The organism is Frigoribacterium sp. CFBP 8766 (genome assembly GCF_014841435.1).
In the GTDB taxonomy this organism is placed as follows: Bacteria; Actinomycetota; Actinomycetes; order Actinomycetales; family Microbacteriaceae; genus Frigoribacterium.
In genome coordinates this window covers 828,188-842,252 of sequence record NZ_JACYTX010000002.1, presented here as the reverse complement: position 1 = coordinate 842,252, position 14,065 = coordinate 828,188, and the positions used below count along the sequence as shown (strand labels likewise).

Genomic DNA, 14,065 nt, shown 5'->3' with positions numbered 1-14,065 from the left:
GACTCGACCGGCTGCGGTGACGAGTCCACGGCGTGCTGCCCGCCCGCAGCCGCGTAGGATGACTTCTCGATGGACGAGGACGAGTTCGAAGACTACGACCGTGAGGTCGAGCTCGCGTTGTACCGCGAGTACCGGGACGTGGTGTCGCAGTTCCGCTACGTCGTCGAGACGGAGCGGCGCTTCTACCTGGCCAACGAGGTCGATCTCGTGCGCCGCGACACCGAGCACGACTTCTACTTCGAGCTGACGATGACCGACGTCTGGGTGTGGGACGTCTACCGCTCCGACCGCTTCGTGAAGTCGGTCCGCGTGCTCACGTTCAAGGACGTGAACGTCGAGGAGCTGACGGCGCGCGACCTCGAGCTGCCCAAGGAGCTCGCACTCGACGAGTAGCTCGTCCCTCCCCAGCTGATCGGTGCCGGGCACCCGCCCCCAGGGCCCTGTCCCCGACCAGCGACCTCGACCCCACCCGCGGCACAGTCCGTGCAGGAGGTCGAGATGGCGAAGAAGGACGAGACGGGTCGGCACGGCGAGGTGCTCGCGGCCCGGTGGCTCGAGGACCACGGGCTGACCGTGGTCGAGCTGAACTGGCGGTGCCGCGAGGGCGAGATCGACGTCGTCGCGCTCGACGGCGACGAGGTCGTGGTCGTGGAGGTGAAGACGCGGCGCGGCATCGGCTGGGGCCACCCCCTCGAGGCGGTCACCGCGGTGAAGCTGGCCCGGCTGCGACGGCTTGCAGGCGCGTGGCTCGAGGCGCACCCCGGCGCGGGCAGGCGGGTGCGCATCGACGTCGTCGGCGTCGTCCTCGGCCGCGCCCCGGGCGACGACGAGATCTCGCACGTGCGGGGAGCCGGCGCGTGAGCGTCGGCCGCACGAGGGCCGTGTCCCTGCTCGGGCTCGAGGGTGCGCTCGTCGAGGTCGAGGCGGACATCGGCCCCGGCCTGCCGGCCTTCGTCATCATCGGGCTCCCCGACGCCTCCCTCGGCGAGGCTCGTGACCGTGTGCGGGCGGCGGCCACCAACGCCGGGTGCGCCCTCCCGGCGCGCAAGCTGACGGTCAACCTGTCGCCGGCGTCGCTGCCGAAGCACGGCTCGTCGTTCGACCTGGCCATCGCGATGGCGGCACTCGCGGCGTCGGGTCTCGTGTCGGCGCAGTCGGTGGAGGAGGCGGTCCACCTCGGCGAGCTCGGGCTCGACGGTCGTGTCCGGCCGGTCGACGGCGTGCTCCCCGCCGTCCTCGCTGCTCGCCGGGCGGGCATCCGCACCGTCGTCGTGCCCGCGGACGCGGTCGACGAGGCGTCGTTGGTGCCGGGCATCACCGTGGTCGGGGTCGCGAGCCTGCGCGAGGCGGCCATCCGGCACGGTGCCGACCTCGTCCCCGAGCTGGTCGACGCGATCCGCAGGCCACGGGTCGACGACCCTCGGCGGCAGGACATCGACCTCGGCGACGTCATCGGCAACTCCGACGCCGTGGAGGCGTTGGTCGTCGCCGCGGCCGGCGGTCACCATCTGCTCATGGTGGGCCCGCCGGGGGCAGGCAAGAGCATGCTCGCTGCACGTCTGCCGGGCCTTCTGCCCGACCTCGACGTCGACGAGGCGCTCGAGGTCAGCTCCGTCCGCTCGTTGTCCGGCAGGCCGGTCGACGGCGAGCTCGAGCGACGCCCGCCCTTCGAGGATCCCCACCACACGTCGAGCGCCGCGGCCATGGTCGGCGGCGGCAGCAGCGTGATCCGCCCGGGCGCCGTGACCCGGGCGAGCCGCGGCGTGCTCTTCCTCGACGAGGCCCCCGAGTTCTCGCAGTCCGTCCTCGACTGCCTCCGCCAGCCCCTCGAGTCCGGGCAGGTGGTGATCCACCGGTCGCGTGCCGTCGCTCGGTTCCCGGCCCGGTTCCAGCTGGTGGCCGCCGCGAACCCGTGCCCGTGCGGACAGCACGGCACCCGGGACGGCGACTGCGTCTGCACGCCGATCCAGCGGCGGCGCTACCACGCGAAGCTCTCGGGTCCGCTCGTCGACAGGATCGACATCCAGCTGCAGGTCGCCCGCATCAGCTCGGCGCAGTTCCGCCTCGCCGAGACGGCCGAGGTCGTCACGACGGCGGCGGCGCGGGCACGGGTCGAGGAGGCGCGGCGTCGGTCTGCCGCCCGGCTCGCCGACACCCCGTGGCGGCTCACCGCCGAGGTCTCGGGCACCTGGCTGCGGTCCCCGGGCCGCCGGCTCCCGCTCTCCGCGACCCGTCCCATCGACCGCGCCCTCGAGTCGGGCGCCCTGACCATGCGGGGCTACGACCGCGTGCTGAAGGTCGCGTGGACGCTCGCCGACCTCGACGCCGCCGACGTGCCGGGCCACGGGCACGTCGCCCGGGCGCTCGGCCTCCGGCGGTCGCTGTGAACGCGCTGCTCTCGGCCAGCACGGCCGACCTCGTCGACCTCGCCGCCGGGGTGCGGGCCGACGAGCCGTCCCGGTGCGACCCCGTCGACGCGTTCGGGCTGGCGGCCTGGAGCGGCGTCGCGTCCGACGGCGACGCCGCGGCGGGTGCCTGCCGTCGGGCCCTGGGCCCGGCCGTGTCGCTCCGGCTGGTGCTGGAGTCGCTCGCAGCGCGGCGCTCGGAGCTCGACCCCGGGGTCCTCGGGGCACGGATGGTCGCGGCCGGGGTCCCCGACGTCGACCGCCTCGAGCTGCACCGGGCGCTGAGCCGGTGGGCACCACGGGTCGAGGCCGCGACGGTCCGTGGCTGGTTCCGGTCCGCGACGGCCCTGGGCGTCCGCGTCGTGGTGCCGGGCGACGCCTCGTGGCCGTCGGCCCTCGACGACCTCGGCGACCACGCGCCCGCAGCCCTCTGGCTGCGAGGCGGCGGGCAGCTGCCCGAGACGCGGACCGGCGTGGCCCTCGTCGGGGCGAGGGCGGCGACGTCCTACGGCGAGCAGGTCGCCGCCGACCTGTCGAGCGGGCTCTCCGACCGCGGGCTCGTCGTGGTCTCGGGCGGCGCGTACGGCGTGGACGGCATGGCGCACCGAGCCGCCGTCGCGTCGGGTGCCGGCACGGTCGCCGTGATGGCGGGCGGGGTGGACCGCTTCTACCCGACCGGGCACGACGACCTGCTCCGTGCCGTCCTGCGCGACGGCCTCATGGTCTCCGAGTCGCCGTGCGGCACCATGCCCCACCGGTTCCGGTTCCTCAGCCGCAACAGGCTGATCGCCGCCCTCAGCGCCGCGGTCGTCGTCGTCGAGGCCGGTCAGCGCTCGGGATCGCTCAACACGGCCGGCCACGCGACCGCGCTGGGGCGTCCCGTCGGGGCCGTGCCGGGGCCGGTCACGTCGCCGCTCTCGGCCGGCTGCCACGCGCTGCTCCGCTCCGGCCTCGCGACGTGCGTCACGGGGCTGTCCGACGTCGTCGAGCTCGTGGGCGGCGAGGACGACCTCGTCGAGCAGGCCTGGCAGGCCGAGCAGCCCGTCGACGTCGGCCGCGTGCAGGACGCCCTGAGCACGCGGGTCGAGCGCAGCACGGACGAGGTCGCCGCCGCCTCCGGCCTCTCGGTCGCGACGGTACGGACCCTCCTGGCCGAGATGGAGGCCGACGAGCTGGTGGAGCGACGGCCTGCCGGGTGGCGCCGTCGTCCCGCCCCGCGACGTGGGTAGCCTGGCCCCGTGCGAGCGACGACGGACAGCGGGCTCGGGGCGCACGGGTCGACCGGGGCCTCCTGCGACGGGCGGGTCAGGCCGTGACGCGCCTCCTCGGCGACGTCGAGCGGTTCCTCGCGCACCTCCGTGACGGGCGGGGCCTGAGCGAACACACGGTCCGCGCCTACGCGTCCGACCTCGACGCCCTCGACGCCCACGCCGCCGAGCAGGCAGGCCGGCCGCCGGTCACCGCCGACCTCGACCTCGAGCTGCTGCGCGACTGGCTGTGGCGCTCGACCGAGTCGGGGCTCGCCCGGACGACCCTCGCACGACGGGCCTCGAGCGCACGGGCGTTCACGCGCTGGCTGGACGAGACGGACCGCACCGCCGCCGACGTGGGCGTGCGGCTCCGCGCCCCGAAGCCCGAGAGCCACCTGCCGCGCGTCCTCACGTCGCCTCAGATCGACGGCGTGCTGCGGTCGCTGGCCGTCCGCGCCGACACGGCCGACCCCGGGGCCCGACGCGACCTCGCCGTCGTCGAACTGCTCTACGGGTCAGGCCTGCGCGTGTCCGAGCTGGTGGGCACCGACGTCGGCGACCTCGACCTCGAGCGTCGCACCGTGCTCGTGACGGGCAAGGGAGCCAAGCAACGGGTCGTGCCCTTCGGGGTGCCCGCGGCCGAGGCGATCGACCGCTGGCTCACGCTCGGGAGGCCGACGCTCGCTGCGGCGGCCCCCGCCGACCCGGCCGGAGGCGACGACGCGCGCCGAGCGGCGTTCCTCGGGGCGAGCGGAGCGCGGCTCGGCACCCGCGCCGTGCACCGGCTCGTCGCGGGGCTGCTCGCCGACCTGCCGGGCGGCGGCCCGGCAGGCCCGCACGCGCTGCGGCACACCGCGGCGACCCACCTGCTCGACGGCGGTGCCGACCTCCGCGCCGTGCAGGAGCTGCTCGGACACGCCAGTCTCGGGACCACGCAGATCTACACCCACGTGTCGACCGAGCGGCTCCGCGAGAGCTACCGGACGGCCCACCCGCGGGCCTGACCCGCCGACTCGTCGTCCACCCCGCCCCGTCGACCCGCCCCCGTCCACACGGCCGATCGCCCGCACGGCCGCTCGCCCGCACGGCCGACCGCCCGCACGGTCGGCGCGGTCACCCGGGTCGACGTGTCGGCAGCAGCACCGACGGCCGTCCGAGCCCGAGCATCAGGAGCGGCGACACGTACTCACCGTCGATCCGCGCTCCGAGGTGGACGCACTCGACGTCCGGGCAGTGCCCCGCCTGGACCGTCCCGACGACCTGCCCGCGCACGACGGTCTCGCCCGCGGCCAGCTCGCTGACCACGGGCTCCAGGCTGCTGAGCACGCCGTCGGCGTGGCGCAGCGACAGCACGGGACGATCGACCACCACGCCCGCGAAGTGCACGACGCCGTCGTCCGGCGCCGTCACGGCCGAGCCGGTCGGCGTGCCGACGTCGATGCCCCGGTGCCCGGGCGACCAGCGGTGCTCGGGCGCCGTGAAGGCCCGGACGACAGGGTGCGGCGCGGCCGCCGGCCACGACCACGGCACGGCGGGCGACGACCAGGCGTCGGGCGCCGCCCCGGCCGACGTGGCGCTCGCCGTGACGTCGGTGCCCGGGACGGGCACGAGCAGCAGCGCCGGCAGCGCGACCAGCAGGCCGAGGAGGCGGCGGAGGCGGGGGAGGGGGCGGCGCGGCCGGGTGCGACCGCGGCGACAGGCGGTGTCCATCGTGGGACTCTGCCGAGCGTGCACCGATCCCGCACCGGGCGTACTGTTCACGCGTGCACGAACACCTGTGCACGACGGATGTGGGGGAGCGAGGACACGAGCCCGCTCCCCGAGCAGTGGAACGGAGACCCAGTGTCGAACGCGGCGCGATCACCAGAGACGACGAAGAGCCTGAACAGACGGGTGACGGCTCTCGCGGTCGCCGCGGCCGTCGGCGGCTTCCTCTTCGGCTTCGACTCGTCAGTCATCAACGGAGCGGTCCAGAGCATCACCGACGAGTTCGGGCTCACCGAGTTCGCCTCGGGCTTCGCTGTGGCCTCGGCCCTGATCGGCTGTGCGATCGGCGCGTACGTCGCCGGCCGTCTCGCCGACAAGATGGGCCGCATCAAGGTCATGCTCATCGGCGCGGCCCTGTTCCTCATCAGCTCGATCGGCGCCGCGTTCGCCTTCGCGGTCTGGGACCTCGTCCTGTGGCGCGTCATCGGCGGCCTCGGCATCGGCATCGCCTCCGTGATCGCTCCGGCGTACATCTCCGAGGTCTCGCCGAAGGCGATCCGGGGTCGGCTCGCGTCGTTCCAGCAACTCGCCATCACCCTCGGCATCTTCGTCGCCCTGCTCTCGGACCAGCTCTTCGCGGTCACCGCGGGAGGCGCCTCCGAGCCGTCGCTCTTCGGCCTCGCCGCGTGGCGCTGGATGTTCCTCGTCGGCATCGTCCCCTCCGTCGTCTACGGCTTCCTCGCCTGGCGACTGCCCGAGTCGCCGCGCTACCTGGCCGGCGAGGGGCGGGAGGACGAGGCGAAGGACGTGCTGAAGAGCATCGTGCCCGCCGAGACCGTGGACACGAGCCTGAAGGAGATCACGGACTCCATCGCCACCGAGGCCGCCCTCGACAAGAAGTCGAGCATCCGCGGCACGAGGTTCGGCCTGCAGCCGATCGTCTGGGTCGGCATCATCCTCGCCGTGCTGCAGCAGTTCGTCGGCATCAACGTGATCTTCTACTACTCGACGACCCTCTGGCAGGCCGTCGGCTTCCAGGAGAGCGACTCCTTCACGATCTCGACCATCACGGCCGTCGTGAACGTCGTCGTCACGTTCGTGGCGATCGGCCTCGTCGACAAGGTCGGCCGCCGCCCGCTGCTGCTGGCCGGCTCGATCGGGATGTTCGTCAGCCTCGCCGTCACGGCGATCTCGTTCAGCCAGTCGGTCGTCGACTCCAGCGGCGACCCGCAGCTGCCCGGTGCCTGGGGCCCGGTCGCGCTCGTCGCGGCCAACCTCTTCGTCGTGTCGTTCGGCGCCACCTGGGGCCCGCTCATGTGGGTCCTGCTCGGCGAGATGTTCCCGAACAGCATCCGTGCGACGGCGCTCGGCGTCGGCAGCATGGCCAACTGGATCGCCAACTTCATCGTCACGGTGTCGTTCCCGTCGCTCGCCGCCGTCAGCCTCACGCTGTCGTACGGCATCTTCGCGGCCTTCGCCCTCATCTCGTTCTTCTTCGTGCTCGCGAAGATCCCCGAGACGAAGGGCCGCAGCCTCGAGGAGATGGGCGTGTCCGCGGTCGAGTCGGGCTCCGGCAAGCCCGCCAGGGGCGCCCGCGCCTGATCTCTGGCATCATCGACGAACGCCCTGTCCGGCTCCGGGCGGGGCGTTCTCGCTGTGGAAGGACGTTCTCATGAGCCACGCCGACGACTCGACCCCGGTCGAGCCTGCCGACGGACCCTCGACGGAGGGCGCGACCGCGGTCGCGTCCCGGGACCGGGAGGCGCCCTCCGGCGCCTCGAGGAAGCGTGCGTTCGCCCCGTGGGTCTTCTGGCCCGCGGCCGCGATCATCCTCGCGTTCGTGGTGTTCGCCATGCTGTTCCCCCAGATCGCCGAGGGGCTGTTCGGTGCCGTCCAGTCCGGCATCGTCGGCGCCTTCGGGTGGTACTACGTGCTGCTGGCCGCGGTCTTCGTGGTCTTCGCGCTCTGGATGGGGCTCAGCCGCTACGGCGACATCAAGCTCGGCAAGGACGACGACGAGCCCGAGTTCTCGCGCGGCTCCTGGCTGTCGATGCTCTTCGCCGCGGGGATGGGCATCGGCCTGGTCTTCTACGGCGTCGCCGAGCCGCTCAGCCACTACGCCAGCCCCCGGCCGGGCGTCACGGGCAACGACAACGAGCTCGCCGGTCAGGCCCTCAGCCAGACGTACCTGCACTGGGGCGTGCACGCGTGGTCGATCTACATCGTCGTCGGCCTCGGCATGGCCTACGCGATCCACCGTCGGGGCCGCCCGGTCTCGATCCGCTGGGCACTCGAGCCCCTGCTCGGCGACCGCGTCAAGGGCGGCTGGGGAAACCTGATCGACGTGGTCTCGGTCGTCGGCACCCTCTTCGGCGTCGCCACGTCGCTCGGCCTCGGCGTCCTGCAGATCTCGGCGGGCCTCTCCGCCGCCGGCATCGCCGAGCCGACCATCGTCGTCCAGGTGGTCCTGATCGCCGCCATCACGGGCGTCACGATCTTCTCGCTCGTCAGCGGCGTCACCAAGGGCATGAAGTGGCTCTCGAACATCAACATCGTGCTCGCCGCGCTCCTGCTCGTCTTCGTGCTCGTCAGCGGACCCACCCTCTTCCTCCTGCGCGACTTCGTTCAGTCGCTCGGCGCCTACCTGCAGAACGTCGTCGGGCTGACCTTCACCGTGAGCGCGTTCTCCGGCGCCGAGGGCGAGGCCTGGCAGGGCAGCTGGACGACCTTCTACTGGGGCTGGTGGATGTCGTGGGCGCCCTTCGTCGGCATCTTCATCGCCCGGATCTCGAAGGGGCGCACCGTCCGCGAGTTCGTCACCGGCGTCCTCGTCGTCCCCACGATCCTCACGTTCCTCTGGTTCAGCGTCATGGGCGGCGCGGCGCTCTACCGCGAGGTGTTCGGCGGGGGAGGCCTGGTCTCGGCCGACGGCTCGGTCGACACCGAGGGCGCCCTGTTCGAGATGCTGCAGGGCCTCCCGGGCGGCTCGATCGCGGTCTTCGGCGCCATCCTGCTGATCGGCCTGTTCTTCATCACGTCGTCCGACTCGGGCTCGCTCGTGCTCGGGATGATCTCGACCGGCGGCGACACCGAGCCCAAGACCTGGGTCCGCATCTTCTGGGCCGTCGTCACCGCGCTCGTCGCCATCGCCCTGCTGCTGACCGGTGGCCTCGACGCCCTGAAGACCGCGGCGATCATCACGGCGCTGCCCTTCAGCGTCGTCATGATCGGCATCTGCGTCGCGACCTTCCGGGCCTTCGACGACGAGCACCGCAAGTTCCTGCGGGCCCAGCGCCGACAGTTCCGCGACAGCATCGGCGACCACTTCGGACTCGAGGAGGCGGCCCACCCGAGGCGTCGTCCGCTCGGCTTCCCGAGGCGCCGAGCCCGCTGAGCCGCCGGGGCTCGCGTCCCCGCCGTCGGGCACCCGCAGGGGCGTCCCGGAACACGACCCGCAGGGGCGTCCCGCATCGTCGGGGCGCCCCTAGTCGGTGCTACCATGAGCGTGCAGCCTGCTCAGCAGGCTGACTTCGCGTGCCCGTGCGTCTCGACGCACCTCGCCCTCGCAGCTCAGTTGCCCCGCAGCTCGGCCGCCCGTGGTGTGACACCGGCCTCCGCATCCACTCGGTCCGATCGTGCTCCGGCACGGGCGGCGGATGCGTGCCCGGGCACCAGGCAGCGGCGGCCGTCCGGCCGCCCAGACAACCGACAACAGGCTCGCGTCCGCGCGTGCCGCACGAAATAGGAGAACGACCATGGCCGTCGTCACCATCCGCCAGCTGCTCGACAGCGGCGTCCACTTCGGACACCAGACCCGCCGCTGGAACCCGAAGGTGAAGCGATTCATCCTCGCCGAGCGCTCCGGCATCCACATCATCGACCTGCAGCAGTCGCTCGGCTACATCGACCAGGCGTACGACTTCGTCAAGGAGACGGTCGCCCACGGCGGCACCGTCCTCTTCGTCGGCACCAAGAAGCAGGCCCAGGGCTCCATCGCCGAGCAGGCGAACCGCGTCGGCCAGCCCTTCGTGAACCAGCGCTGGCTCGGTGGTCTCCTGACCAACTTCCAGACGGTCTCGAAGCGCCTCGCCCGCATGAAGGAGCTCGAGGACATCGACTTCGACGACACGACGCAGGGCTTCACCAAGAAAGAGCTCCTGATCAAGAAGCGCGAGCTCGACAAGCTGCACAAGACGCTCGGCGGCATCCGCAACCTCACCAAGACGCCGTCCGCCCTCTGGGTCGTCGACACCAAGAAGGAGCACCTCGCGATCGACGAGGCCAAGAAGCTGGGCATCCCGGTCATCGGCATCCTCGACACGAACTGCGACCCCGACGAGATCACCTTCCCGATCCCCGGCAACGACGACGCCATCCGCTCCGTCGGCCTGCTGACCCGCATCGTCGCCGACGCCGCCGCCGAGGGCCTGGTGCAGCGTCACCAGAAGCCGGAAGACGCTGACGCTCCCGTCGAGCCCCTCGCCGAGTGGGAGGCCGAGCTGCTCGCCCAGGGCGAGGCGAAGGCCGCCGAGTCGGCTCCCGCCGAGTCCGCGCCCGCCGCCGAGACGCCCGTCGAGGAAGTTCCCGTCGAGGAGAACGACGCCGACGCTCAGGTCGCCGAGAAGCCCCTGGGCGAGCCGGTCGTCGAGCCCGTCGCCGAGCCCCGCGACGAGACCGCTGCGGAGCCGGCCGACGCCGACGCCGCTGCGGACGCGAAGTAGAACCCCCCACCTCCCCCTTCCGACTCCACGAAAGGAAGTCAGACAATGGCGAATTTCTCCGCCGCTGACGTGAAGACCCTCCGTGACCGCCTCGGCGCGGGCATGATGGACAGCAAGAACGCGCTCGTCGAGGCCGATGGCGACATCGAGAAGGCCGTCGAGATCCTGCGCGTCAAGGGACTGAAGGGCGTCGCCAAGCGCGAGGGCCGTCAGACCACCGCGGGCCTCGTCGCCGCCAAGGCGTCGGGCGGCTACGCCACCCTGATCGAGCTCGCCAGCGAGACCGACTTCGTCGCGAAGAACGAGAAGTTCATCGCGCTGGCCGACTCCGTGCTCGAGGCCGTCGCGGCCTCCGGCGCGAAGGACGCCGCCGAGGGCAACGCCGCCGCGATCGGCGGCCAGACCGTCGAGGCCTTCGTCAACGACGAGGCCGCGCTCATGGGCGAGAAGGTCGAGCTCCGCACGGTCGCCCGTGTCGAGGGCACCGAGTTCGCGATCTACCTGCACAAGACCTCGAAGGACCTGCCCCCGCAGGTCGGCGTGGTCGTGGGCTACACCGGCTCCGACGCCGAGACCGCTCGCTCGGTCGCCCAGCACGTGGCCTTCGCCGCGCCGACGTACCTGTCGCGCGACGAGGTCCCCGCCGAGGACGTCGCCAAGGAGCGCGCCATCGTCGAGGAGACCGCGAAGAACGAGGGCAAGCCCGAGGCCGCCCTGCCGAAGATCATCGAGGGTCGCCTGACCGGCTTCTTCAAGGAGATCGCCCTGCTCGACCAGGCCTACGCGAAGGACAGCAAGCTGTCGGTCGCGAAGGTCGTCGAGCAGGCCGGCATCGAGATCCAGGGCTTCGCCCGNCGTGCGCCCGCCGCCGTCCCGGCCCGTCGAGGCCGAGGAGGTGCGCGCCGGGCACCAGACGATCGGGCACCTGCGCCGCGACTCGCTACCCTGGCTACGGCCACGACACGAGGGAGACCCCACATGACGACAGACACCACCACACGACGACGCGTCCTCCTCAAGCTCTCGGGCGAGGCCTTCGGGGGCGGGCAGCTCGGCGTCAACCCCGACGTCGTCGGAGCCATCGCCCGCGAGATCGCCGAGGCCGCGAAGGACGTCGAGATCGCCATCGTCGTCGGCGGCGGCAACTTCTTCCGCGGCGCCGAGCTGAGCCAGCGCGGCATGGACCGGGCACGGGCCGACTACATGGGCATGCTGGGCACCGTCATGAACGCCCTCGCCCTGCAGGACTTCCTCGAGCAGGCCGGCGCCGCCACGCGCGTGCAGAGCGCCATCGAGATGACCCAGGTCGCCGAGCCGTACATCCCGCGCCGCGCGGAGCGCCACCTCGAGAAGGGCCGCGTCGTCATCTTCGGCGCGGGCGCGGGCCTGCCCTACTTCTCGACCGACACCGTCTCGGCGCAGCGCGCGCTCGAGATCGGGGCCGCCGAGGTGCTGGTCGCGAAGAACGGCGTCGACGGCGTCTACTCGGCGGACCCCCGCCACGACCCGTCCGCGGTCAAGCTCGACCGCCTCACCTACCAGGAGGCGCTGGTCCAGGGCCTGAAGGTGGTCGACTCGACCGCGTTCAGCCTCTGCATGGACAACGGCATGCCGATGCACGTCTTCGGGATGGAGGGCGACGGCAACATCGCCCGCGCCATCCGGGGCGAGCGCATCGGGACCCTCGTCAGCAACTGACGACTAAGCTCGACGACGAACCAAGGGAGCATCGTGACGATCACTGACGTACTGACCGAGACACGCGAGAAGATGGACCGGGCCCTCGAGTCGGCCAAGACGGACTTCGGGCAGGTGCGGACCGGGCGGATCAACCCCAGCCTGTTCCAGAAGATCCCGGTCGACTACTACGGGACGCCGACGCCGCTGGCGCAGCTCGCGTCGCTGCAGGTGCCCGAGGCGCGCACCATGATCGTGACGCCGTACGACAAGTCGGCCCTGAAGGAGATCGAGAGGGCCATCGCGACCTTCCCGAACCTCGGTGCCAGCCCGACCAACGACGGCACGCTCGTCCGCGTGACGATCCCCGAGCTGACGCAGGACCGTCGCAAGGAATTCGTCAAGATCGTCCGCGGCAAGGGCGAGGACGCCAAGGTCCAGATCCGCAACGTCCGACGCAAGTCGAAGGAGTCGCTCGACGCGCTCAAGACCGAGGTCGGCGACGACGAGGTCGCGCGCGGCGAGAAGGAGCTCGAGGCGGTCACGAAGGGCTACATCGACCAGATCGACGACGCCCTGAAGAAGAAGGAAGCCGAGCTGCTCGAGGTCTAGATGAGCGACGCTCCCGACGGCGCACGTCCCGACGAGTCGGTGCCGACACCCAAGACCACCCTCGGCAGCCGTCGCGCCGACTTCGACGCCAGGGCGCAGGCCGCACGGCACGACCTCGAGAACCAGATCCGCAGTCGCCGTGCCCAGCTCGGTGCCCGCAACGAGAAGCTGACGGCCCGCACGGGTCGCAACCTCCCTGCGGCCATCGCTGTCGGCGTCGGGCTCGGCGCGGCCGTCCTGCTGAGCCTGATCTTCGAGCCGGCGTTCTTCATGATCGTCGCCGGCGCCCTGATCGGGTCGCTGTGCTTCGAGCTGACGAGTGCGCTCCGCTTCGCCGGGCGCGACGTGCCGCGCCTGCCGAGCGTGCTGGTGGGCCTGGCCATGGTCCCGCTCTCCTTCGTCTTCGGGGTGCAGGGCCAGTGGCTCGGCCTCGTCGGCGGGGTCCTCGTCGTGTCGCTCTGGCGCGTGGCCGAGCTGGTGCGTCCCTCGCACCGCAAGCCCGCCTCCGTCGTCTGGCGTGACATCGGCGCCGGCGCGTTCGTGCAGATCTACTGCTCGTTCCTCGGCAGCTTCATGCTCGTCCTCGCGGCCGAGCCGAACGGGGCGAACTGGACCCTGGCGACCCTCATCATCGTGATCGCCGTCGACACCGGCGCGTACGCGACCGGTCTCAACTTCGGCAAGCACCCGATGGCGCCCCGCATCAGCCCCAAGAAGACCTGGGAGGGCTTCGCCGGGTCCGTCGCCGCGAGCCTGATCGCGGCCGTGCTCACCTCGTGGCTGATGCTCGACGAGCCCTGGTGGTTCGGCTTCGTGCTCGGCGGGGTGATCATCGTCACGGCGACGATCGGCGACCTCTCCGAGTCGCTGATCAAGCGCGACCTCGGCATCAAGGACATCAGCACCTGGCTGCCCGGCCACGGCGGGTTCCTCGACCGCCTCGACAGCACGTTGCCGTCCGCGGCGGCTGCCTACGCGCTCTACCTGCTGGTCGCCTGACCCGGCGGAGGGTCCCACCGTGGGCCCGCGAGGACGATGCGGCATGATGGACGGCGTGAGCTCAACTTTCCCCACGGTGCCCAAGGGCCAGCGCGGCTACGACGTGTCCGAGGTCGAGGCGTTCCTCGCCGAGGCTCGAGCCGCCTACACGGGCGGTGCCGAGGCGGCGTCGCCGGTCGACTCGGCTCGCATCCGCCGGACCGCGTTCGCGATGCGGAAGGGCGGCTACTCCCCGGCGCACGTCGACCAGGCGCTCGAGCGCCTGGAGGACGCCTTCGCGAGCCGCGAGCGTGACCGGGCGGTGACCGCCGCGGGCGACGAGGGCTGGTACGGCGAGGCGCGCAGCGCGGCCGAGGAGATCGTGGCAAGGCTCGACCGCCCGGTGGGCCACCGGTTCGACCGTGTGAGCGTGCTGACCGTCGGCTACCACCCGAAGGACGTGGACCGTCTGGCACGGCGACTGCAGGGCTACTTCAGCGACGGCAAGGCCCTCAGCATCGACGACGTCCGGGGAGCGGTCTTCCGCGCCCGGCGCGGGGGGTACCGTGAGGCCCAGGTGGACGTGCTCCTCGACGCCGTGGTCGACGTCATGCTCGCCGTCCGCTGACGGAGGTCCCGCGCGGCTCGGCGACCTGCCCGTCCACGACGCGCCCGGGAGGGCCCTGGCCGATCCGTGACGGATCCGTTACCCTGG

At 72.1% G+C, this 14,065-nt stretch carries 13 protein-coding genes and 1 pseudogene; 13 read left to right on the top strand and 1 reads right to left on the bottom strand.

All coding sequences use genetic code 11. The features are described from left to right. The first annotated feature begins 69 nt into the window (after positions 1–69). From IFT90_RS09685 to IFT90_RS09665, 5 genes are all read left to right on the top strand, one after another. Positions 70–393, top strand: a complete 324-nt coding sequence (locus tag IFT90_RS09685) for a DUF2469 domain-containing protein (RefSeq protein WP_123546435.1) — start codon at positions 70–72, stop codon at positions 391–393. A 105-nt stretch (positions 394–498) separates the two neighbouring features. Next, the gene (locus IFT90_RS09680) at positions 499–861 is read left to right on the top strand and encodes a YraN family protein (RefSeq protein ID WP_192041985.1); all 363 of its coding nucleotides are present in this window, start codon (positions 499–501) and stop codon (positions 859–861) included. Beyond that, positions 858–2,387: a YifB family Mg chelatase-like AAA ATPase gene (locus tag IFT90_RS09675; RefSeq protein WP_192041984.1), complete on the top strand. Its 1,530-nt coding sequence runs from the start codon at positions 858–860 to the stop codon at positions 2,385–2,387. Before IFT90_RS09680 ends, IFT90_RS09675 begins: the two co-directional genes overlap by 4 nt. Further along, positions 2,384–3,634: a DNA-processing protein DprA gene (gene dprA, locus IFT90_RS09670; protein ID WP_371740911.1), complete on the top strand. Its 1,251-nt coding sequence runs from the start codon at positions 2,384–2,386 to the stop codon at positions 3,632–3,634. Before IFT90_RS09675 ends, dprA begins: the two co-directional genes overlap by 4 nt. An 83-nt stretch (positions 3,635–3,717) precedes the next feature. Beyond that, positions 3,718–4,659 (top strand): tyrosine recombinase XerC, encoded by a 942-nt coding sequence (locus tag IFT90_RS09665; protein ID WP_371812212.1) that lies wholly within the window; start codon positions 3,718–3,720, stop codon positions 4,657–4,659. A gap of 109 nt (positions 4,660–4,768) precedes the next feature. Here the strand turns inward: IFT90_RS09665 and IFT90_RS09660 are convergent, their stop codons facing one another. Beyond that, positions 4,769–5,365, bottom strand: a complete 597-nt coding sequence (locus tag IFT90_RS09660; RefSeq protein ID WP_192041982.1) for a M23 family metallopeptidase — start codon at positions 5,363–5,365, stop codon at positions 4,769–4,771. 78 nt (positions 5,366–5,443) lie between these two features. Here IFT90_RS09660 and IFT90_RS09655 point away from each other — a divergent pair, with 78 nt between their 5' ends. The 8 genes and pseudogenes from IFT90_RS09655 to IFT90_RS09620 all read left to right on the top strand — a co-directional run bounded on the left by IFT90_RS09655 (position 5,444) and on the right by IFT90_RS09620 (position 13,978). Beyond that, entirely contained in the window at positions 5,444–6,964 is a 1,521-nt protein-coding gene (locus tag IFT90_RS09655; RefSeq protein ID WP_192041981.1) for a sugar porter family MFS transporter, read from the top strand. Between the two features lie 70 nt (positions 6,965–7,034). Then, positions 7,035–8,756 carry a BCCT family transporter gene (locus IFT90_RS09650; protein WP_192041980.1) on the top strand — a complete coding sequence of 574 codons (1,722 nt, stop codon included), beginning with the start codon at positions 7,035–7,037 and terminating at the stop codon, positions 8,754–8,756. Between the two features lie 361 nt (positions 8,757–9,117). Further along, positions 9,118–10,083 carry a 30S ribosomal protein S2 gene (rpsB, locus tag IFT90_RS09645; protein ID WP_192041979.1) on the top strand — a complete coding sequence of 322 codons (966 nt, stop codon included), beginning with the start codon at positions 9,118–9,120 and terminating at the stop codon, positions 10,081–10,083. Between the two features lie 45 nt (positions 10,084–10,128). Continuing rightward, positions 10,129–10,937: pseudogene (gene tsf, locus IFT90_RS09640) on the top strand (translation elongation factor Ts); the annotation flags it as partial. Between the two features lie 124 nt (positions 10,938–11,061). After that, on the top strand, positions 11,062–11,781 hold the full coding sequence (pyrH, locus tag IFT90_RS09635) for a UMP kinase (RefSeq protein WP_192042350.1): 720 nt from the start codon (positions 11,062–11,064) through the stop codon (positions 11,779–11,781). Positions 11,782–11,853: 72 nt separating this feature from the next. After that, positions 11,854–12,372 (top strand): ribosome recycling factor, encoded by a 519-nt coding sequence (frr, locus tag IFT90_RS09630; RefSeq protein ID WP_197980542.1) that lies wholly within the window; start codon positions 11,854–11,856, stop codon positions 12,370–12,372. Continuing rightward, a complete protein-coding gene (locus tag IFT90_RS09625; RefSeq protein WP_192041978.1) occupies positions 12,373–13,371 on the top strand; it encodes a phosphatidate cytidylyltransferase in 999 nt (332 codons plus the stop codon). It abuts the gene before it with no gap. Positions 13,372–13,414: 43 nt separating this feature from the next. After that, positions 13,415–13,978: a DivIVA domain-containing protein gene (locus IFT90_RS09620; protein WP_371812210.1), complete on the top strand. Its 564-nt coding sequence runs from the start codon at positions 13,415–13,417 to the stop codon at positions 13,976–13,978. The last annotated feature ends 87 nt before the right edge of the window (positions 13,979–14,065 follow it).

Coding starts and splice junctions, on each gene's coding strand:
- rpsB (WP_192041979.1), top strand. CDS start 9,118: ATGGCCGTCGTCACCATCCGCCAGCTGCTCGACAGCGGCGTCCACTTC.
- IFT90_RS09680 (WP_192041985.1), top strand. CDS start 499: ATGGCGAAGAAGGACGAGACGGGTCGGCACGGCGAGGTGCTCGCGGCC.
- IFT90_RS09620 (WP_371812210.1), top strand. CDS start 13,415: ATGATGGACGGCGTGAGCTCAACTTTCCCCACGGTGCCCAAGGGCCAG.
- IFT90_RS09685 (WP_123546435.1), top strand. CDS start 70: ATGGACGAGGACGAGTTCGAAGACTACGACCGTGAGGTCGAGCTCGCG.
- IFT90_RS09650 (WP_192041980.1), top strand. CDS start 7,035: ATGAGCCACGCCGACGACTCGACCCCGGTCGAGCCTGCCGACGGACCC.
- frr (WP_197980542.1), top strand. CDS start 11,854: ATGGACCGGGCCCTCGAGTCGGCCAAGACGGACTTCGGGCAGGTGCGG.
- IFT90_RS09655 (WP_192041981.1), top strand. CDS start 5,444: ATGTGGGGGAGCGAGGACACGAGCCCGCTCCCCGAGCAGTGGAACGGA.
- IFT90_RS09660 (WP_192041982.1), bottom strand. CDS start 5,365: ATGGACACCGCCTGTCGCCGCGGTCGCACCCGGCCGCGCCGCCCCCTC.
- pyrH (WP_192042350.1), top strand. CDS start 11,062: ATGACGACAGACACCACCACACGACGACGCGTCCTCCTCAAGCTCTCG.
- IFT90_RS09625 (WP_192041978.1), top strand. CDS start 12,373: ATGAGCGACGCTCCCGACGGCGCACGTCCCGACGAGTCGGTGCCGACA.